Source organism: Blautia sp. HCP3S3_C4, assembly GCF_052064095.1.
GTDB lineage: Bacteria > Bacillota > Clostridia > Lachnospirales > Lachnospiraceae > Blautia_A.
In genome coordinates this window covers 92,385-112,932 of sequence record NZ_JBQHWF010000007.1, presented here as the reverse complement: position 1 = coordinate 112,932, position 20,548 = coordinate 92,385, and the positions used below count along the sequence as shown (strand labels likewise).

Genomic DNA, 20,548 nt, shown 5'->3' with positions numbered 1-20,548 from the left:
ATTCTGTCTGCGTTTCTCAAAATTGGAGTTAAAATATGAAGGATCTGGTGAGAGAACACGAATATTGTGCTAAAGTTACAGGGTACCCAGAGAAAGCAAATCCTCAGGAAGCATTTTTTGCAAATTCTGTGTTGACCAGTTCTGCATACGATGTACGTTCTTTCAGTTCACCTGCGTCTTCCAGGATATCCTGCAGAAGCTCAAATCCTTCCTGTCCAAACACCAGATTTTCTTTCCAGGTGTCCTGATCGTAATAGCGTTTTACAATGGCTGTGATGGTATCCAGATCTGTTTCCGGGAACTGAGGCTCGATGATTTCTGCGATTTCCTCAGGAGTGTGGTTCTGGACAAAATCCATACCTTTTTGCAGAGCATTGGTAAATTTCTGCATGATATCAGGATTCTTTTTCATATAGCTGGTTTTGGCACTATAGGAGGTGTATGGCACATAGCCGGAGTCAACACCCAGGGATGCCACAACATATCCGGCACCCTGCTTTTCAAGAGCAGTAGCAGAGGGTTCAAACTCCACAGTAAAGTCTGCTGAATTATTTCCTGTAAAAGCAGCCGCAGTGGAGCCAAAGTCAATACTCTGGTCAATAGACAGATCTTTCTGAGGGTCAAGTCCATTCTGCTTCAGAATATACTCAAATACCATTTCCGGCATGCCACCCTTGCGGCCTCCAAGAACTTTTTTGTTTTTCAGATTTTCCCATTTAAAATCCGGCATTTCTTCTCTTGCCACAAGGAAATTTCCGGCCCGCTGGGTAAGCTGTGCAAAGTTTACAACAGGATCGGTAGCTCCTTCCTGATAGGCATAAATAGATGCTTCTGCGCCCATAAATCCGATATCTGCCTCACCGGATATGACTGCGGTCATAGTTTTATCGGCTCCAAAACCAGTTACAAGGGTCAGATCAAGCCCCTCATCTTTAAAATACCCTTTTTCAATTGCTACATACTGCGGAGCATAGAAAATAGAATGTGCCACTTCATTTAAGGTAACCTTTGTAAGCGTCTTATCATCCGGACTGTCCTTTTTCTTTGCAAATACTGTTACCGGCAGAGCTGTCACAGCAAGTATAACCGCAGTTGTCAGCGCGATCCATTTTTTATTTTTCATACAGATACTCCTTTACAAACTTATGCTGTTAAGATATGCAGGAGGCAGAGGAACCGTTCATATATATCAGTCAAATAGATGTTTTACATTTTTATATAAAAAACATCAAACTTTGTTGACAAGCCCCAAGACATTTGATAAACTTTGTCAAGTAACTTAATATTCCATGAGGGAGTAGTTAGCGCGAAAGTGTGGTTTGTCAACATTCTGATTATATTAGAGAGTATAATCTGGCAAATCTTAAATAATGAGACTCATGTATATCGATTAACAGCTTATGTATGATACACTGGCTGGTAATTGATATACATGAGTCTTTTTTATACCACAGAAAATTGCTATGTAATGTTTCTATAGTATAAAGGCTTTCCGGGCAGAATAGCAGGATTCTTTTACGGCTGTTGGGTATACTCGTAATGGCGGATATTTCGGCTGACAATACTGTTATGGAGAATAAAAGGAGAAAACATATGGAAAAATTCATTAACAACGCCCCATTTGCCCTTGTGCTTGTATTTCTTGTAATAGGTTTTGTGCTTCTTATTAAAGGTGCAGACTTTTTCGTAGAGGGAAGTTCAAGTGTAGCAAAGAGACTGCATGTTCCGTCTATCATTATCGGACTTACCATTGTTGCAATGGGAACATCACTTCCGGAGACTGCAGTCAGTGTATCAGCTTCACTTACTGGCAATAATGAGCTTGCAGTAAGTAATGTAGTCGGCTCCAATATATTCAACCTGATGGTTGTTATTGGTGTATGTGCAATGATCGCCACAGTAAATGTTGCAAAAGAAACAATAAAGAGAGATATTCCATTTTCTCTTATCTGTGCAGGACTTTTATTGTTTTTGGGAATTGCAGGATTTGGCGATAAAGCAGGCATGATACTTGGACATCTTGACGGTGTAATATTCCTTGGCGCCTTTGCAGGCTATATTTCTTATATGATCAAGGTTGCATTAAAGGCAAGTAAGGAAGGCAGGAAGGTTGAGATTGAAGGCGCTTCAGAGGAGGAAATCAGGCTGATTTCCGTGCCGCTCAGTATTCTGTTTATTATTGGCGGTGCGGCTGCAATCGCAGTTGGCGGAGATATTACTGTAGATGCGGCATCAAGGATAGCAAGTGACCTTGGAATGAGCCAGACACTTATCGGGCTTACGATTGTTTCAATAGGAACATCACTTCCGGAGCTTGTGACTTCAATAGTTGCAGCCAGAAAGAACGAAGTTGATATGGCGCTTGGCAATGCAATCGGTTCCAATGTATTTAATATACTTATGGTACTTGGCATTGCATCAGCAATTAGTCCCGTCAGCCTGATCACTGAGAATATTATTGATCTGTGTGTACTTATTGTATTTACAGTCTGTGTATGGATATTTGCAGGAACCAAAAAGAAAATTGGAAAAATCGAAGGATTTGCTATGGTTGCACTTTATGCGATATATGCGGTTTACATTGTAATAAGATAAAGGAGATATCAGAAAATGATATTGTTTTTTAAGATATTTTTTACTGAATTTATAGCAGAGATGGGAGATAAAACCCAGCTTATGCTTATTGCTCTTACTTCTAAACACAAGTTAAAAGATATTATACTGGGAACTGCAGCAGCAATCCTTGTACTTAATGGAATGGCCGTTCTTGCAGGTGGGCTGGTCAGTGAATTTATTCCTGGCTGGCTTATTAAAACAGCAGCAGCACTTGCATTTCTTTATTTTGCTGCATCAACAATTGCAGGAGATGAGGATGATGAAGAGGAAGAGGGTGGCAAATCAAAGATTAAGTTTGCCCCTCTTGCAGTTTTCTGTACATTTTTCCTGGCAGAACTTGGAGACAAGACACAGCTGACTGCTATTACATTTGGTGTAAATGAAGGTATGGAGGCAGCCTTTGTTGTATGGATCGCATGTTCGCTGGGACTTTTTGCAGCGGACATTCTTGGAATGTTAGTCGGTTATCTTTTAAAGAGCAAAACTCCGGATGGACTGCTTAATACAATTGCATTTATCATATTCTTTGTTTTCGGTGTATATACACTTTACCAGGCACTTAAGCTTATCAGTGCAGATGTCTGTCCAATCCCGGTATGGCAGGTGCTTATGGTTGTGACTATTGTTTTTGTTGCTTTATGTGGCTGCTTTTTTGTGAAAAAAAAGAAAAAAATCAAATAAATTTGTCATGCATAGAAATATGTGTTAAAATAATCACCGAAACTGGTTCGAAACCCTCCCAGTATAAAAAACTAGGCAAAGTAAAAAATATTGCGGTCGCTTATGAGTTATCATAAGCGGACTGTTTGCTGATGCTTTTGTTTATTGAGGGATAAACAAAAGTATTTTTTTTGCTTTGACAGAAAGGAATTAAATGAAAAAAAGAAAAGTAATTATTGATTGTGATCCGGGGATTGATGACAGTCTTGCGATTATGCTTGCACTGAAATCACCGGAGATCGAAGTGATCGGAATCACCATTGTGTGTGGAAATTCACCGGTGGAGATGGGCTTTGGAAATGCAAAGAAAATCCTGAAGCAGATGAATCGTCTGGACGTTCCCGTGTACATTGGGGAAAGCAATCCCTTAAGGCGGGATTACGTGAATGCTCTGGATACTCACGGAGAAGACGGGCTTGGCGAAAGCTTTCTGCCGGAAGTAACCGGTTATCAGCAGCAGATCAGTGCTGTGGATTTTCTTGCTGATGTATTGAAAAAAGAGAAAGTATCCATAATCGAACTGGCACCTATGACCAATCTTGCCAGACTGATCCAGAAGGATAAAGAAGCATTTTCCTGTATTGAGGAGATTGTTTCCATGGGCGGCAGCTTTAAAAGTCATGGAAACTGTTCACCTGTTGCAGAATACAATTACTGGTGTGACCCGGACGGCGCTTCCCTGGTGTATGAGACACTCCATCAGAATGGTCAGAAAATCCATATGGTGGGACTGGATGTGACGAGAAAGATTGTACTCACGCCTGATCTGCTGGAGTATATGTGCCGTCTGAACAAGGAAACAGGGGAATTTGTAAAGAAGATTACGAAATTCTATTATGATTTCCACTGGGAATGGGAGCATATCATTGGCTGCGTGATCAATGATCCCCTGGCAGTGGCATATTTTATCAATCCGGAACTTTGTAAAGGCTTTGATTCCTATGTACAGATTGAAACAGAGGGGATTTCTCTTGGACAGTCTGTTGTGGATTCTATGAATTTCTACCGGAAAGCATCAAATGCAAGGGTGCTGACTGAGGTAGATGTGTATGGATTCTTTCAGATGTTTCTTTCAAGGATTCTTGATCAGGAACCGGGAAAACTGGATATTTTACAAGATTTAATACGAGGAGATTTAAAATGAAAACTGAAAAAATAAGTGTACAGAAGATCTGTATGATCGCTTTTGCTATCTGCATTAATTTTGTGGGAGGACAGATTGCTTTATTTCTGAAACTTCCTATTTATCTGGACAGTATTGGAACTGTATTTGTGGCTGCTGTTCTGGGACCCTTTTATGGAATGCTTCCTAATCTGCTCAGCGGCCTGCTGATGGGAATGACTGTAGATATTTATTCCCTGTATTATGCACCGGTAGGAATTCTTCTTGGTTTTGTGACAGGTCTGGTGTACAGAAAATTCCAGCCGAAAAAGTGGCAGATATTTCCGGCTGCTCTTGTGATCACACTTCCATCTACCATAATCAGTTCCTGTATTACGGCGTTTTTATTTGGAGGAATCACTTCTTCCGGATCCACCGTTCTTGTACAGCTTCTGGCAAAAACACCTCTTGGAATGGTAGGAAGCTGCTTTGTGGTTCAGTTTATCACAGATTATATTGACAGGGTTCTGTGTATTGCAGTAGCAGCAGTTCTTATTACAGCGCTGCGTAAAAGTATGAAGGAGAATTTTGCCTGATGAAAGTTCTGATCACAGGCACAGCATCCGGGATCGGGAAAGGCTGTGCAGAATTTTTCCTGAAAGAAAATCATGAAGTCTATGGATTTGATAAAAATATATCCTCGATCCAACATCCGAAATATACTCATTTCTGTCTGGATATCAGAGACAAAAGCTCTTATCCGGAAATCGGACCGGTAGATATTCTGATCAATAATGCAGGGGTTCAGAATGACGATGATATTGATGTAAATCTGAAAGGGACGATTTCTGTTACAGAACATTACGGCATTCATCCTAATATTTATTCTGTTATTATGATCGGATCAGCAAGCGGGCATACAGGTTCTGAATTTCCGGAGTATGCAGCAAGTAAAGGAGGAGTCCTTGCCTATACGAAAAATGTGGCCATGAGGATAGCTCCGTATCAGGCTACATGCAACAGTCTGGATTTCGGTGGGGTAATGACTGAACTGAACCGGCCGGTGATGGAGGATGAAAAGCTCTGGGATCAGATCATGGAGCTTACACCTCTGAAACGATGGATGTCTGTGGAAGAGGCAGCAGAGTGGATTTACTTTATGGCGGTAAAAAACCGTTTCTGTACAGGCCAGAACATTCTCATTGACGGTCTGGAGGCCGGAAACTGTAATTTTATCTGGCCATAGAGTGGGTCTGAAAAATTATCTAAAAAATCATTCCTGCAATCTGCTGTTATTTTGTGCCTGAATATGATAAAATGAAAAAATAATGATAAAGAAATTTCAAAGATAGAGAAAGTATTTAACTGGAGGCGCAAAAATTATGGATATCAAAGAACAGATTCATGGATTAACAGAGGAGATGCTTACCAATCTGGGAAGGCTGGTTGCCATTGATTCTCAGCTTGGCACTCCCGCAGAGGGGAAACCTTTTGGAGAAGGACCTGCCAAAGCATTAGAGGAAGGTCTTAAGATTGCACAGGAGCTTGGATTTAAGACAGTCAATCTGGACAATTACTGTGGTTACGCAGAGATGGGCGAGGGTGATGAGATTGTTGGTATTGCCGGACATCTGGATATCGTACCTGTAGGCGGGGACTGGAGTTATGATCCTTTTAAATTGACACGCGAGGGTGATTATGTTTACGGTCGTGGAACAACAGATGATAAGGGACCTGTTCTGGAAGCTCTTTATGCAATGAAGCTTCTCCGCGATTCAGGTGTGAAGCTGAACAAGAGAGTACGTCTCATTATGGGATGTAACGAGGAAACAGGTTCCAAATGTATGGAACATTATAATGAAGTGGCAGAAGAATTATCCTGTGGCTTTACCCCGGATGCCAGTTTTCCGTGTATTCATGGCGAAAAGGGACTTCTGCAGATGATGGCTTATTCCAAGAACACGAAAATCATCTCTGCAGATGGTGGTTTTGTCTTTAACGCAGTATGTGATTCCTCCACAATAGTTGTTCCTGCCGAAGAGGGACTGAAGGAGAGACTGGAAGCTGTACTTGCAGAGACAAAGCTTCAGGAATATAAGTTAACAGAGGAAAATGGACAGATCAGTATTTATGCAAAGGGAGTTCCGGCACATGCCAGCACTCCGACTCTTGGCGTCAATGCAATAGGTGTTACTTTTGAATGTCTCGAGAAAGCAGGATTTAAGGACGATTTTGTGGAATTCTATAATACACATATCGGCACATCCTGCGATGGTGAAGGCATTGGACTGAAATTTGCAGATGAGTATGGCGAACTTACTCTTTGCAACGGTATGATCAAAACAGAGAATGATGTGATCTCCTGTACAATTGATATCAGAGTACCTGTAACACTGAAATCAGATGAAGTCCGCAGGATGTGTGAGAACAGACTTGAGGATGAGAATGGACGTATAGAGATTCTGGGAATTGGTGATGCCTTATTCTTCCCAAGAGAATCCCCACTGGTAAATGCTTTATACAAAGCTTATACAGATGTAACAGGCGATACAGAGAACAAGCCGATGGTGATCGGCGGTGGAACTTATGCAAAATCTCTTAAGAATATCATTGCATTTGGACCTGAGAAACCTGGAATCGATTATCGTATCCATAGTGCAGATGAATTTATCCTCGTATCCGGCATGGAAGAGGCAGTTCTGGTTTATATGGAAGCAATCAAGAATCTTCTGGCAATCTGATGAAAAATGATAGAGCAGTTATTAAATGGAGAGCAGAACATGAAGTCAGCAGTATTTTTCCCTGGTATCGGGTATCATTGTGACAAGCCGCTTTTATATTATTCACGAAAGCTGGCGCAGGAATGTGGCTATGAAGAAACAATTGCATTAAGCTATACTTATGATGGCGGAAATATCCGGGGAAATGAAGAAAAAATGCAGCAGGCATTCGAAAGCCTTTATGAACAGGCAGAGAAAAGTCTTTCTGCCATTGACTTTGACAAATATGATGAAATATTATTTGTCGCAAAAAGTGTAGGCACGATCATAGCATCCGCATATGCAGAGAAACACAGCATCAGATGTCGGCAGATACTATATACACCATTGAAATACACATATAATTTTGTTCATAGAGATGCCATTGCCTTTATCGGAACTTCAGATCCATGGAGTATTGTTTCTGAAGTACAGGCTCTTTCACAAAAACAGCAGGTGCCAATGTATACTTATGAAAATGCAAACCATTCACTGGAAACAACAGATACACTGGAAAATCTGAAAATTCTCCAGGATGTTATGGGGAAAACTAAAGGATTTTTGAAGCGGAAATAAGAAAAAGCATATAATCATATTGAGTAGATGCGTGCAGAGAAGTGTCAAGAAACTATTTCTTGACACTTCTTTTTGCTCCATGCTATACTCGATTACACAAACTGTTCTGTGTGAAAGTGGTTTCCATAATGTCTCTTTGAAGGTGGTGATATTAATATGAATTTTAAAGATCAGATACAGCAGATTTTTGGAACAACAGATATTCATGAACTGAAGCAGATATCCAGAGATGCCGACAATTACAGATGCTTGAATGCTGATATGAATAACAGCAGTATTTCTGAAAAGAAGAAAAATACCGGAAGAAAAAATTCGTTTACAGAAGAACAGCTGGCACATATTTTGGCATTGCAGAACCGAGGAGAAAAAATTACAGATATTGCCAGACAGTACCATGTTTCCCGCCAGACGATTTACAGTCAGATAAAGCGAGCCTATAATTTTTCTGATGATCCGGATGTGAAAATGCGCATGAATTTTATGAATCATGATGATCTGTGTACAACGATAGATATTGATTTCAGGCATGAAAAAATCAAGATTAAAAACTACACAGATCAGATTATTTTCCGGGCATTTGGAGTTGTAACTGATCCGGATTGGGCTGATTTTGAATATTTTCTGGAAGAACGCTGTTTTCCCAGAACACGCGATCACAGGAAAGATATTCTGAGAGAGATGGGGCTTCCATTTTATGATCCATTGTTAATTGTTGAAAAAACACAGGGTCGCATGTCAGATGATCATCAATGGATTATGATTCTGAAAAAGGAGGGTTGATCAAAAATGGAAATTCGCAATTTTGATGCATATTCTCCCTTGCATAAGAGCGGTCATACTTCCAAGGGAGATCAGCTTAAATGGAAAATTGATGACAGGTGGTATAAGGCTGATTATATGGGATATGAAGGTTTATCTGAAGTTCTTGTATCTGACCTTTTGCAGAAGAGTACTTGTCCTTTTCCTTTTGTTGAGTATGAATCAGCTGTAATTGAGTATAATGGGAAAATATTTCAGGGCTGTTCCAGTTTGGATTTTCTGAAAGCAGATCAGATTCTGATTCCGCTGGAAAAATTGTATCGTCGATATACAGGTGAAAGTCTGGCAGTAAAGCTCTCAGATTTTGCAGATGTTTCGGAACGCATTCAGTACCTGGTAACTCAGGTGGAAGAAATTACAAAAATAGATAATTTTGGAGCGTATCTGACGGCAATGCTGGAAATAGATGCATTTTTCATGAATGAGGACAGACATACCAACAATATTGCGGTCATTTATAATGAAAAGACACAGAAATATGAACTGAGTCCTTTTTTCGATCAGGGACTTTGTATGTTTGCCGACATAAATCAGGATTATCCTATTGATCAGTCATTGGAATATTGTCTGGAAAAAATTGAGGCGAAGCCATTTAGCTCTGATTTCGATATACAGTTGGATGCAGCAGAAGAACTGTATGGCATTCAGATTGGTTTCCAATTTACCTTTAGAGATATTCAGATATACTTACAGAAGAATTCGGAAAATTATCCCAGGGAAGTAATAAGACGTGTGGAGCAGCTGTTAAGAGGGCAGATGCGTAAATATGGGTATCTGATGAAAAAATGATATTACAGAGAGTGTATGAAGTTACAGGCAGGTAAAGGATAAAAAAGTCACTTACCTGCCTTTTCTGGTAAATTTTTGTAACAGCTGTGAGTCGGAGACTGTCAAATCAGTCAATGATACTATACTGCATCATTTCATAATGTAATCTGCATCCTTCCGTAATCTCAAAGGGCAGAAGTGCCCGTGCAACGAGCTTCAGTTCTTCTTCAGGCAGATCTGTTCTGCGAAGATGTGCATAGTCACCATCAATAGATTCTACAATATAATCACAAACTAACATAAAAATCCTCCATTTTACATTTTGCGTAACGCAATGATCATATCTATAGAATACCACAGAGAAAACGGGTATCACAAGTGCCTTCAGATTATATAGACATAAAAAGAGGGCAGTGTTATAATTTTTCCTAAAGAAAATGCATATGGGAGGTATCACAATGTCTAAAGTTGTAAAACTTTCATCCGTAATGGAACGGGAAGAAAAATTAAAGAAAATCTATGAAGGTCTGGAAGAGATAAAAGATCAGCTGACAGCACTGATTGATGAGTATGAAGAAGAGGAGACACATACAGGAAAAGCAGATGAACTGATCGAAGCCCTGGATGCTCTTGAGGATGCTTCGGAAACCATAGAGGATGTGCTGGAAAATTAATGAAGGAGAAAGCATATTTTCACCTGCCCGGGCTGTTTGAGTTTTATGAGCTGTACCGGATGTTCCTGCCTTTATTCCGGGAACACAGGGAATATTTTTACGACTGGTGTGAAATTGGCTCCATATATGGTGCTCCGGCAGACTGTATCTGGGGTGGAGGCAGGGCTGGCTTCGGAGAGAATGACCCGGAGGAGGTTCTTGAACTGATGCAGGAATATGGGATTTCTGCCCGACTGACTTTCAGCAATTCCCTGCTTCTCCAGGAGCACCTTTCAGACAGAAAATGCAATGCACTGTGCCGGTTGTTTGAGAGAAACAGAGAACCGCGAAACGGCGTGATCATTTATTCAGAACTGCTTTTGAAATATCTTAAGGAGCAGTATCCGGGACTCTATTTTGTTTCCTCCACTACCAAGGTTCTGACAGATTTTACACAGTTTGAAGAAGAAATCCGGAGAAAAGATTTCCGTTATGTTGTGCCGGATTTCCGGCTAAACAAGGCTTTTGATAAGTTAAATACATTGTCTCAGGCTGAGAAGGACAAGGTAGAATTTCTCTGCAATGAATGCTGTTGGGCTGGCTGCAGGGACAGAAAAGCCTGCTATGAAACGGTCAGCCGTAAAAATCTGGGCGAAAACTGCCCGGAGCATCACTGCAAGGCACCGGACGGGTCGAGGGGCTATCTTTTTTCAAAGGCTATGGAGAATCCGGGATTTATTAGAATCAATGATATCCGGGATATCTATCTGCCAATGGGATTTTCAAATTTTAAAATAGAAGGAAGAGGACTCGGAAGTGCTCTGATACTGGAATTTCTGCTCTATTACATGACCAGACCGGAATACCAGATACATGTCAGAGAAAAAATCTATCTGGACAGTATGCTGGATCTATTTTGAGAGAATTATACCACCGCATTGTGTTAATATATGACAATGCGGTGGTTTTTCTGTCCGAAAAAGTATGTAGATACCTGAACTCGGTTGCCGCAGCAGTGAAGTTTTCAAAATTATCCCGGAAACAGTTGACATAGCATACAGGTTTCTATATTATATAGATAACCGATATATAGATAATCTATACAATAGGAGGCGAATACTATGGCTATTGAAAAATCACTGGTTTCCGGGAGTATGACAATGCTTATACTGAAATTGCTGTCAGAAAAGGACATGTATGGATATGAGATGATCGATACCCTGCGGCAGAAATCTCAGAACGTGTTTGAACTGAAAGCAGGAACTCTGTATCCGTTACTGCACAGTCTGGAGGATAAGGGATTTCTGACAGTATACGAACAGGAGGCAACTGGAAAGACCAGAAAGTATTACAGCCTGACCAGACAGGGAAGGGGATTTCTGGAAAAGAAAGTAGAAGAATGGAAAGAGTATTCTGCAGCAGTGAGCAATGTGCTTGTAATGGAGGTGTGATCTATGGACGAATATCTGAAAACATTACTGGAACAGATTCGCTGTAAGAAAGCGCGGCCCTATGTAAAACAGGAATTTCAGGATCATATAGAAGATCAGATCGAGGCAAATATGCAGGCAGGCATGGATCGTGAACAGGCAGAGAGGGAAGCTGTCCGGGATATGGGAGATCCTGTGGAAACAGGAATCTCTCTTGACAGTGTCCACAGGCCTCAGGTTGCATGGAAACTTCTGGGGATAATCGTTCTTATCAGCATTGCAGGCGTTTTGATACATGCAGGGATTGCCGGAAAAATCAGTGAGAACGCTGCGGCCGGTTCGGACAGATATGTGTTCCATGTTGTGATCGGACTTGCAGTTATGATGATTTTATATCTTCTGGATTACACTGTACTGGCAAGATTTTCGAAAATAATTGCTGTCATTTTACTGTTTGCCTGTCTGGTTACATTGTTGGGTGGCTATCAGTTAAATGGGGCAAGATACTTCATTGTACTGCCGGGAGGAAGAGGAATATCCATGCAGACTCTGATGCTGTTTTATGTTCCCATATATGGAGCAATTTTGTATAAATATCATGGATGGGGATATAAGGGCTTGATGAGAGCAATCATATGGATGATTGCACCTGTTATATTGGTCTGTGCCATGCCTGCGCTTATGACGGCTTGTATGATGCTGGTATCTATGCTGGTTATGCTGACAATCGCAATTCAAAAGAACTGGTTCACTGTGAGAAAAAAGAGGACCATGTGCGGAATCTGGGCTGGTTTTCTGGCTATGCCTGTGGCAACTTTTGGGCTCAGGTATCTGAGAAGCAGCCTGACAGAATATCAGATCGTACGTTTACAGGCTGTTTTTTCAGGTGGTGGAGAAGAGGATTATTTTACCGGAATGCTACATTCATTCTGGCAGCAAAATAAATGGATAGGGAAAAGTGAATCAGATGTAATGGGAAATCTGGGTATATTTCCACAATCAGTAACATTTCTTCCCTTTTTATCAGCAGGAGGAAGCTGCATTATAGTTTCCTATGGACTGATGGGGATTGTACTGAGTACATACAGATATAAAAATATCTATCCACGGCATCTGAAAATAGGTTTCAAATTCGATAAAACTAAAGCAAGAAAAGCTCTGTATGTCTCAAAAATGTCCATGTGTATATTGACAGGAGGCACTGTTGTTGTTATGTGCGTTGCCATATATTGGGATTTGTGTAAGAGTTATATGAATATTCCGTTTAAAATTATAACCATTGTACTGATATTGCTTCTGGTTGGAAATATGAGAAAGATTGTGCAGCACAATGAAATGAACAGATAGAAAATGTAAAAAAATGTATTAAGAAAAATACCGCCATATTGATTGTGATAAGTCAATATGGCGGTATCTTTATCCGTTAACTATTTGGAGTAATTGACTGACGGTATAATTTCCGGAATACTTCATCTGCATTTTTGTCTTTCAGATAAATCGGTTAGGTACTCCCGTATTCGTTAAGTATAGTCCTCATTCGTGCCTTGAAAATGTCTTCGGCTGTTCTTTTGTCTTTTATCATTTGTAAGGATTTACGTTTGTCCTCCTTTATATGCTCATTTTACCAGAATATACTTCATTTCTCCAGTCGAAATTGTGAAAAGACAGGTTGACTTTTCGACAGTATATTGTTTACTCTGAAAAAAGAAAATTATTTTTATTAAAACTGCAACTTTACCATTCAAAATCCGTCTTATCTTATGAAGACAAAATAAAAGAAACGTGAGGTGAAAAAAGTGGAAGATACAGTAATTATCAATCTGTATTTTGACAGATCGGAAAAAGCCATACAGGCGACCGAAGAAAAGTATAGCAGGTACTGCTTCAGTATTGCCTGGAATGTTCTGTATGATAAGGAAGACTCCGATGAATGCGTCAATGATACATGGCTAGCCACATGGAACTCCATACCACCCAGAAAACCGGCAATTCTATCTGTTTTTCTTGGAAAAATAACCCGAAACCTGGCAATTGACTGTTTTCGCAGGAAAAAAGCTGCAAAACGGTCAACAGAGCACATATTAGAATTATGCAAAGAACTGGAAGAGATAGAGGATGTAACAGCATATTCTTTGAATGATGAAATTCAGAGAAAAGAGATTCTGGAAATTCTTGAAAAATTTCTGGAATCCCTGAAAAAAGGTGACTGTGACATTTTTATACGACGCTACTGGTATATGGACAGCATCAGCGAAATTTCAGCCCGTCATGGAATTTCAGAAAGCAGAATCAAATCCAGCCTCTATCGAAGCAGAAAAAAACTATGGGAAAGGGTGAAGCATTTATATGGAAAAAGGATTTAAAACATTAGAACTGATCGGTGATCTGGATGATAAATACATATATGAAGCTTCTAAACCATGGAAAAAACAGCACCGCTTTTCACGGATGCAGAGAAAGTGGAAAATAGCAGCAGCCGGAATCATACTGCTTATCACTGCAGGATGTACACTGAAGTATCAGGAAGATGTAAAAGCAGCATTACAGAGAGTGACCTCCTGGATCGGACAGGCACTGGGAATTGAGAACGGTGACACCGATTCTTATACAAATGTTGTAGGAAAAAGCATCTCAAGAGATGGAATCACCATAACATTGAATGAGATTGTAATGGACAGCAAAAATCTATGGATTGCATATTCCGACAGTGAAGACTTAAACGACAAGAATCACACCGGAAAAGAACAAACGAAAAAAGACCTGACCTCTCAGGACACAGACTCAGATACACAGAATACAATAGAGGACAAAATCTTATTTACAGAAGTACGAATTAATGGTCAGGAAATCCATCAGGGTCTGGGGCAAAGAACAGTCAATAACAATGCTTTGTCAGAAAATCCAATAACAGTAGAAGACTTTACAATTGGAGAAGAAATCAACACAGAGGGAACTGTAAACATAGAGTTCAAAGTATGGTCGATCGCAATGTCTGATGCCGAAACATGGGAAAACATCCAGAAAATACAGGCCAATACACAACCTTATACATTTAAACTCACAACATCAAAAGAAGAGCTGGAGAAAAACACCGTAGATATAAATCTGGATCAGAACATTAAATTCGATTCCAACATTCTCAACCTTACAGAATTCAGATGGAATCCATTCGAAAGTACAATTTACGGAACATATGATGGAACAGTGTATATTGACAGTGACTATTATCTGATTGGAACAGACGATCAGGGAAACAAAATCTGCTATCAGGAGACAGGAAGAAATGGCGAAGAAACTGCATTCCAACAAACCATAGACCCTGAATTCACCGTCTACAAAGAAATCTCTCCGGAAGCAAAATTAATCACATTACAATTATATGAAGTAAAAAACGATACAGCCCACCAGGTATTCGAAGAAAAAACAGATAAAGATTCCTCAGATGATGTCTACGAAGAATCTGCAGGCTATGTATATAATGAGGGAGAAAGCCCCACAGATGACGCAATACTAATAGGAGACAAGTTTACAGTACAGATAAGATGAAAATGAAGAAGACATATTATTTAAACAAAGATGTTCTGCCGACAATCCCGGTACCACATGATTGTATAATTAAAAAAATCCGTATAGAGCACAAATGGCTAATATTTACCTTTGACAATGATACATCCTATTATGATTCTGTCAGAAAACTTAGCCCAAACATCAGGAATTTGATTTTGAAATATCATCTAAGTAATCCAGAAGACTTTTCTGTATATAAGTGTAGTAAAACTTTAAAACGAATCTTAAATAAAGAATGCTATATACGCCAGAATACCAGGAAAATTACAAAATTACCCCGCAAACGTCTGGAATATTTGTACCATAATGTAGGATACTGTTCGATTATAACTAAGTTGCATTCAGATGCTCCTGTTATGATAGATGCAGGGGTTGATTATCTGGTATATGAGTGGATAGAATAGTATGACTAATGAAGTAAAATATATATCTTTGTAGACGTTACATCTTCGAAACGTTATACTATTTCCATAAACTAATCGAGGTGATCCCAAAATGAAAAACAAAATCCTGGTAATCGAAGATGACAGAGCAATTTCCGAATTATTATGTATGAACCTAACCATAGCTGGATACGAAACAGTAGCCGCCTACGACGGAATAGAAGCCCAGCGCCTATTGCTATGGAATGAAGATGCAGACCTTGCAGTTGTCGATATTATGCTTCCCGGCAAAGATGGCTTTGCTCTGATGGAAGATTTCCGCGCAAAGAATCTCCCGGTGATCTACCTTACTGCAAAAGATGACGTAGCATCCAAAGTAAAAGGCCTGAAACTCGGTGCAGAAGATTATATGGTAAAGCCTTTCGAAATGTTGGAACTTCTTGTACGGATTGAAAAAATCCTTGAAAGAACCGGCCGTGCAAAGAGAATTCTCACAATCAAAAATATTCAGGCAGATCTCCAGAGCCATCAGATTCTGAAAGATGGGATTCCCGTAAACCTGAAACCACTGGAATACGATCTCTTTATCCTGCTCTTACAGAACAAAAACATCGCACTTGGAAGAGAAGAACTATTAAAACGTGTCTGGGGCGAAGAATATCTGGGAGAGAGCAGAACTGTAGACGTGCATATCGGCCAGCTCCGCAAGAAACTGGAGTTGTACGATGAAATAAAAACAATCCCAAAACTTGGCTATCGACTGGAGGACTAACCGCTATGAAGTTGTGGAAACGGACAGTAGCACTTATGCTGATAACACTTTTGTGCTCTCTGATACCGGTCGGTGTCCTGAGCCTGTATGTCACAGGAAAAAGAAGCCTGAATAATGCTGCTGAAACCTATGGACGACAGCTTGCAAATGGAAAAAATCTCCTGGAACAATTCTGGGACAACAGTAAATATGAGCAGATGTCAGAAACAGGAAAAAAATCTTATCTGGAATTCCAGTTTCTGAGATGCTGCGGTGAGAAAATGCTCCTCATTAATTCCGAAAGTAAAGAAGCCGTAGTAAACCGCACAGATTATGAGATTGTCAGCATGGATAATCTCGGTTTAAACAACAAAACGGATTCCTATGAGTACAAAATCCAGAAACTGAATCACAAATACTTACTTTTACAGCATACGCTGCTTACAAATCCAGAGGGTTACGAAATACTTTCAGTCCGTGATGTTACTTCTATGTTTACGGAACTGAGACAGACGGCAGCCTGGTTCCTGGGAATCTATCTGGCAGTATTTTGCATTGCTGGTCTGTTTATCTATCTAATGATGAAGCGGACCGTACAGCAAATGGAAAAACTGCAGGAAGTAGCCGGAAAACAGGAAATGCTTATGGGAGCACTTGCCCACGAAATGAAAACACCACTTACTTCTATTATCGGATATTCAGACACCCTGCGTCATGTAAAATTAAACGATGAACAAAAAGACCGCGCCCTGGAACATATAAGCCGCGAGGGAAAAAGACTTGAAAAACTTTCCGGAAAAATGCTCCAGATGCTGGGACTCCATCAGAATGATTCAATAAAAATGGAGTTACACACGATAGGAGAACTGCTAGAACATGTAGTTCAGCTGGAGGCAGAACCAGCAGCGCAGAGACAGATACAATTACAGACAGAGTACGAAGATTTTTTCCTGAAAATGGATGATGAATTAATGGAAAGTCTTCTTGTAAATCTGATAGATAACGCTCTCCGTGCTACAGAAGCAGGAGGTCGTATTACCGTAAAAGCATATAAAGAATCGGGTAGGAAAATTCTGGAAGTTGCAGACAACGGTCGGGGAATCCCACAGGAAGAACTGGGAAAAATTACGGAAGCTTTTTACATGGTAGACAAATCCAGAAGCCGCCAGGAGGGCGGAGCAGGACTTGGACTTGCGTTATGTGTAAAAATCGCAGAAGTTCATGGAGGCAGACTGGACATCACAAGCCAGCTTGGAACAGGAACGAAAGTAAGAGTAATATTTGATAAAAAAAGATAAGGATTTAACCTGATCAAACAAATATTCTGCTTCAATTATGAATAACTGACCGATCCAGACGTATTCACTCGTTATTACATGGACAATATTAAACAGATGAAATTTACAACTTGTTTACATCTTGATGAATACATTAGAAGTACAGTATGGTACTCTTTTCTTATAAGAAGAGGGTACCTTTTTTAACTAAACTGCGAAGCAGATGATTTTATCCGCTTGACTGAATCAGGAATGTAAAGAATGCGGATAATTTTATCTGACTGACCAAATTAAGCAGCAAAGAAAATATTTTATCTGCTCAGCTACATATGCGAAAGGAGGAGAAAGAAATGAAGAAAATAAAAATATTTGTGGGAGCTCTTTTATGTATGAATCTTTTAACAATATCAGGATGTGACAAGGTCGTTCATTCTGCCGTTGTAGAAGAAAAGGATAAGACTGTTGTAAAGACAGAGGAAAACAAAGAGAAAGAAACAGTTCAGAAAACAGTCGCTGAACAGGTTCAGGCTCCGGAAACCTATCAGACAACCATTCAGTCGGATTTAAGATCCTCAGAGCGAACAGATCAGGAAAATCCTATGAAATTTACCTTGACAGCCGATGCACCGGTGGAAGTGCCGGATGTGGATGCCATATGTCTGAAAAATGTAAAAAAAGCGACAATTTCTGAAGAAGAGCCACAGAAAGTACTGGATACTTTTGCCAAAGGGCAATTGTTGAAACAAGACTATGATGGATTGGCAGAAACATATGAGGTGGATGGACTGACGTACCAGTATACAGGTACATTCCCCGATTTAGAAGCATTTAGTTTTTGGGAAAAATATGCTGCGTTTGATGATGTGAACGAAGAAAATATGTCTCAGGATGAGAAAAAACAAAGAGCAGAACGATTTCAGAATTATATAAAAGCAGGAAATCAGAATATGACTGATGACGGCGCAGAAAATTATGTAAAGGATATTGTTTCTGGAGAATGGCACCTGTTTGACAGTGCATCAAAAGAACTCACAGAAGAAAACTGCACTTTGGAAAAGACCTCTTTTTTCTTTGAAAGAATGGTCGATGGTGTACCTGTTAATTATATACGGAATTCTTATCTGCCATATGATGAATTATCCCGTCCCTGGATAGATGAAGACGATAATTTTCATGAAGCGCAGTGCGATGTGTGGGATAATGAATCGCTGACAATGATTTTCTGCAGCGGAACACTTCAGAGTTTCCAACACAGTGATCCAATTGAGGTATCAGATGCTTCAGATGAAGCATTGTTTCTTCTGCCATTTGATGAAGTCAAAGATATTTTTGAAAATACGATTACCATGCAGATTATGACAGAACAGGAATACCATCTGCCGGCAGTAGATGGCATAAGTTTCTGTCGTTATCCATCTGTTGATGCACAGAGTGTTGAGATGACAATAACTAAAGTTCAACTGGGATATATGCGTGTGCGGGAGGGTAACAGCAGTACAGAGGGAAGTCTGATTCCGGTATGGGATTTCTATGGAACCTGGAATTCCCAGGAACCGGCCTATGCAGATGGCGGTGATGAAATGGTTATAGACAGCGTTACTATGGATCGCATCGGTGTACCACTTCTCACAATTGATGCACGAGATGGCAGTGTCGTACAAAGAGTACAGAATGGACCATCATCAGGTACATTTCCTGGTGGTGTTGGAGAGTGCGAATAAAACGAATAAATAAGAAATGACATCTCCTTATGGCATGAGATAAAAAATATCGCCACATTGCCTTATAATGGGACAATGTGGCGTACACTTTATCAGTTAGTTGTTTATAGCAATTCCATAGAATGATTAGAATATAGAATATTTTCTGGTTTTGCTATAATTTTGTTTATATTTTCAAAAATCCTGTTCATGTACAACCAAAACAAGTCAAAAGTATAATAAGGGAAACCACTGAAATCAGGTTTCCGTAATGGACATTTCTGTGATGGCAGAAATGTCTTTTACATATAACGGCAGATTTTAAAGTAGTTAGCGTAAAAGTTCATAACGTAATGAATGTAGGATACAAATTTTTTCATTTGGTTTTCCTCCTTTTCTTTATCTTACAGGCACATTATAGTATAGGAAAGAGAAGATTACCTGCCAAATGAAAGGAAAAAGTAGACAAAACTTGCAGGAGATTAAATAGTATGTTTCCGGTATATGAAGAAAAAAAGGAAAATCTGCATTTGAGGTTAATGGCATCTGGACATGCTTCTCCTCATCTGCACAATTCAATTGAGTTTATTTATGTGACAGAAGGTACGCTGGAACTGGGAATGGGGCAGGAATTATTTCATATGGAGACAGGGGATTTTGCAGTTATATTTCCGGATGTGATTCATCATTACCAGGTCTTTTCAGATGGAGTGAATAAGGCATGTTATCTTTGGGCACAGCCATCTCTTGGAGAACAGTTTGCTGCTACAATGCAGAATTTTTGTCCGGTGAATCCGGTGATAAAGAAGAAAGAAGTATCACCGGACATTGTAAATGCGATTCACTGTCTGAGGGAAAACAAGAAACAGAAAAAGAGAGATGCAGTCGTTGAGCAGGCGTATGTACAGATTTTACTGGCCAGAAGTATTCCCTGTTTTAGTTTAACAGAGAAAGAGAATGTGGAGAGCAATGACATCATTTATCAGACGGTATCCTACATTGCCAAGCATTATAAGGAAGATATTTCTCTGGAAACAATGGCCAGAAATCTGGGAATCAGCAAATACGCACTGTCCAGAGTATTTTCGGGAACTTTTCATCGTAATTTTAAGCAGTATTTGAATGAGCAAAGATTAAACTATGTCTGTGTACACCTGGAATGTACGGATAAAAGCATTACAGATATTTGTCTGGATGCAGGATTTGAAAGCCAGAGAACCTTTAACAGGGTTTTCCGTGAAAGATATAAAGTAACTCCGAGAGAGTACAGGAATCTTTACAGGGAACAATATAGAGTTCAGCCTCAGGATAGTAATATGTGAAATATAAAGGTAAATCACAGGGGATAAAATATCCGATTACCTCATATCAGAGAAATATATGCAATATGCACAAAAATCACAGTATAAAACTGTCTATATTTATTA

The 20,548-nt window shown here is 39.7% G+C and carries 21 protein-coding genes and 1 riboswitch; of the genes, 19 read left to right on the top strand and 2 right to left on the bottom strand.

Annotated elements, in window-relative coordinates; translation table 11 throughout:
- Nucleotides 1-103: 103 nt before the first annotated feature.
- The gene (locus ACTNC6_RS08405) at nt 104-1,123 is read right to left on the bottom strand and encodes an ABC transporter substrate-binding protein (protein WP_441033965.1); all 1,020 of its coding nucleotides are present in this window, start codon (nt 1,121-1,123) and stop codon (nt 104-106) included.
- A 470-nt stretch (nt 1,124-1,593) separates the two neighbouring features.
- Here ACTNC6_RS08405 and ACTNC6_RS08400 point away from each other — a divergent pair, with 470 nt between their 5' ends.
- The 9 genes from ACTNC6_RS08400 (at nt 1,594) to ACTNC6_RS08360 (ending at nt 9,381) form a co-directional block, all read left to right on the top strand.
- Nucleotides 1,594-2,595, top strand: coding sequence for a calcium/sodium antiporter (locus tag ACTNC6_RS08400; protein WP_026076889.1), 1,002 nt, complete (start codon nt 1,594-1,596; stop codon nt 2,593-2,595).
- A 15-nt stretch (nt 2,596-2,610) separates the two neighbouring features.
- Nucleotides 2,611-3,297 (top strand): TMEM165/GDT1 family protein, encoded by a 687-nt coding sequence (locus tag ACTNC6_RS08395; protein ID WP_441043843.1) that lies wholly within the window; start codon nt 2,611-2,613, stop codon nt 3,295-3,297.
- Nucleotides 3,298-3,333: 36 nt separating this feature from the next.
- Nucleotides 3,334-3,378: riboswitch (PreQ1 riboswitch) on the top strand.
- A gap of 112 nt (nt 3,379-3,490) precedes the next feature.
- Nucleotides 3,491-4,480 carry a nucleoside hydrolase gene (locus tag ACTNC6_RS08390; protein WP_441043842.1) on the top strand — a complete coding sequence of 330 codons (990 nt, stop codon included), beginning with the start codon at nt 3,491-3,493 and terminating at the stop codon, nt 4,478-4,480.
- Nucleotides 4,477-5,034 carry an ECF transporter S component gene (locus ACTNC6_RS08385; protein ID WP_008706068.1) on the top strand — a complete coding sequence of 186 codons (558 nt, stop codon included), beginning with the start codon at nt 4,477-4,479 and terminating at the stop codon, nt 5,032-5,034. The genes ACTNC6_RS08390 and ACTNC6_RS08385 overlap by 4 nt, the downstream gene beginning before the upstream one ends.
- Complete coding sequence (locus ACTNC6_RS08380) at nt 5,034-5,684, top strand: SDR family NAD(P)-dependent oxidoreductase (protein ID WP_441043841.1); 651 nt, start codon at nt 5,034-5,036, stop codon at nt 5,682-5,684. The genes ACTNC6_RS08385 and ACTNC6_RS08380 overlap by 1 nt, the downstream gene beginning before the upstream one ends.
- 136 nt (nt 5,685-5,820) lie before the next feature.
- Nucleotides 5,821-7,179, top strand: coding sequence for a M20 family metallopeptidase (locus tag ACTNC6_RS08375; protein ID WP_441043840.1), 1,359 nt, complete (start codon nt 5,821-5,823; stop codon nt 7,177-7,179).
- 39 nt (nt 7,180-7,218) lie between these two features.
- Nucleotides 7,219-7,773 (top strand): alpha/beta hydrolase, encoded by a 555-nt coding sequence (locus tag ACTNC6_RS08370; protein ID WP_441043838.1) that lies wholly within the window; start codon nt 7,219-7,221, stop codon nt 7,771-7,773.
- Nucleotides 7,774-7,929: 156 nt separating this feature from the next.
- Entirely contained in the window at nt 7,930-8,553 is a 624-nt protein-coding gene (locus tag ACTNC6_RS08365) for a helix-turn-helix domain-containing protein (RefSeq protein WP_441043837.1), read from the top strand.
- Between the two features lie 6 nt (nt 8,554-8,559).
- Nucleotides 8,560-9,381 (top strand): hypothetical protein, encoded by an 822-nt coding sequence (locus ACTNC6_RS08360; protein ID WP_441043836.1) that lies wholly within the window; start codon nt 8,560-8,562, stop codon nt 9,379-9,381.
- Nucleotides 9,382-9,487: 106 nt separating this feature from the next.
- Here the strand turns inward: ACTNC6_RS08360 and ACTNC6_RS08355 are convergent, their stop codons facing one another.
- Entirely contained in the window at nt 9,488-9,661 is a 174-nt protein-coding gene (locus ACTNC6_RS08355) for a hypothetical protein (RefSeq protein WP_019160770.1), read from the bottom strand.
- A gap of 157 nt (nt 9,662-9,818) precedes the next feature.
- Here ACTNC6_RS08355 and ACTNC6_RS08350 point away from each other — a divergent pair, with 157 nt between their 5' ends.
- The 10 genes from ACTNC6_RS08350 to ACTNC6_RS08305 all read left to right on the top strand — a co-directional run bounded on the left by ACTNC6_RS08350 (nt 9,819) and on the right by ACTNC6_RS08305 (nt 20,443).
- Nucleotides 9,819-10,034, top strand: coding sequence for a hypothetical protein (locus ACTNC6_RS08350; RefSeq protein ID WP_441043835.1), 216 nt, complete (start codon nt 9,819-9,821; stop codon nt 10,032-10,034).
- Nucleotides 10,034-10,933 carry a hypothetical protein gene (locus tag ACTNC6_RS08345; protein ID WP_441043834.1) on the top strand — a complete coding sequence of 300 codons (900 nt, stop codon included), beginning with the start codon at nt 10,034-10,036 and terminating at the stop codon, nt 10,931-10,933. The genes ACTNC6_RS08350 and ACTNC6_RS08345 overlap by 1 nt, the downstream gene beginning before the upstream one ends.
- Nucleotides 10,934-11,134: 201 nt before the next feature.
- A complete protein-coding gene (locus ACTNC6_RS08340; RefSeq protein ID WP_441043833.1) occupies nt 11,135-11,464 on the top strand; it encodes a PadR family transcriptional regulator in 330 nt (109 codons plus the stop codon).
- A 3-nt stretch (nt 11,465-11,467) separates the two neighbouring features.
- On the top strand, nt 11,468-12,790 hold the full coding sequence (locus tag ACTNC6_RS08335; RefSeq protein WP_441043832.1) for a permease prefix domain 1-containing protein: 1,323 nt from the start codon (nt 11,468-11,470) through the stop codon (nt 12,788-12,790).
- 449 nt (nt 12,791-13,239) lie between these two features.
- Nucleotides 13,240-13,806 carry an RNA polymerase sigma factor gene (locus ACTNC6_RS08330; RefSeq protein ID WP_055058379.1) on the top strand — a complete coding sequence of 189 codons (567 nt, stop codon included), beginning with the start codon at nt 13,240-13,242 and terminating at the stop codon, nt 13,804-13,806.
- Complete coding sequence (locus tag ACTNC6_RS08325) at nt 13,790-14,989, top strand: DUF4179 domain-containing protein (protein ID WP_441043831.1); 1,200 nt, start codon at nt 13,790-13,792, stop codon at nt 14,987-14,989. The genes ACTNC6_RS08330 and ACTNC6_RS08325 overlap by 17 nt, the downstream gene beginning before the upstream one ends.
- A 516-nt stretch (nt 14,990-15,505) precedes the next feature.
- The gene (locus ACTNC6_RS08320; RefSeq protein ID WP_025581106.1) at nt 15,506-16,165 is read left to right on the top strand and encodes a response regulator transcription factor; all 660 of its coding nucleotides are present in this window, start codon (nt 15,506-15,508) and stop codon (nt 16,163-16,165) included.
- Between the two features lie 5 nt (nt 16,166-16,170).
- The gene (locus ACTNC6_RS08315; RefSeq protein ID WP_441043830.1) at nt 16,171-17,442 is read left to right on the top strand and encodes a sensor histidine kinase; all 1,272 of its coding nucleotides are present in this window, start codon (nt 16,171-16,173) and stop codon (nt 17,440-17,442) included.
- Nucleotides 17,443-17,771: 329 nt separating this feature from the next.
- Complete coding sequence (locus ACTNC6_RS08310) at nt 17,772-19,142, top strand: DUF6034 family protein (protein ID WP_441033940.1); 1,371 nt, start codon at nt 17,772-17,774, stop codon at nt 19,140-19,142.
- A gap of 470 nt (nt 19,143-19,612) precedes the next feature.
- Nucleotides 19,613-20,443, top strand: coding sequence for an AraC family transcriptional regulator (locus ACTNC6_RS08305; protein ID WP_300333604.1), 831 nt, complete (start codon nt 19,613-19,615; stop codon nt 20,441-20,443).
- Nucleotides 20,444-20,548: the final 105 nt, after the last annotated feature.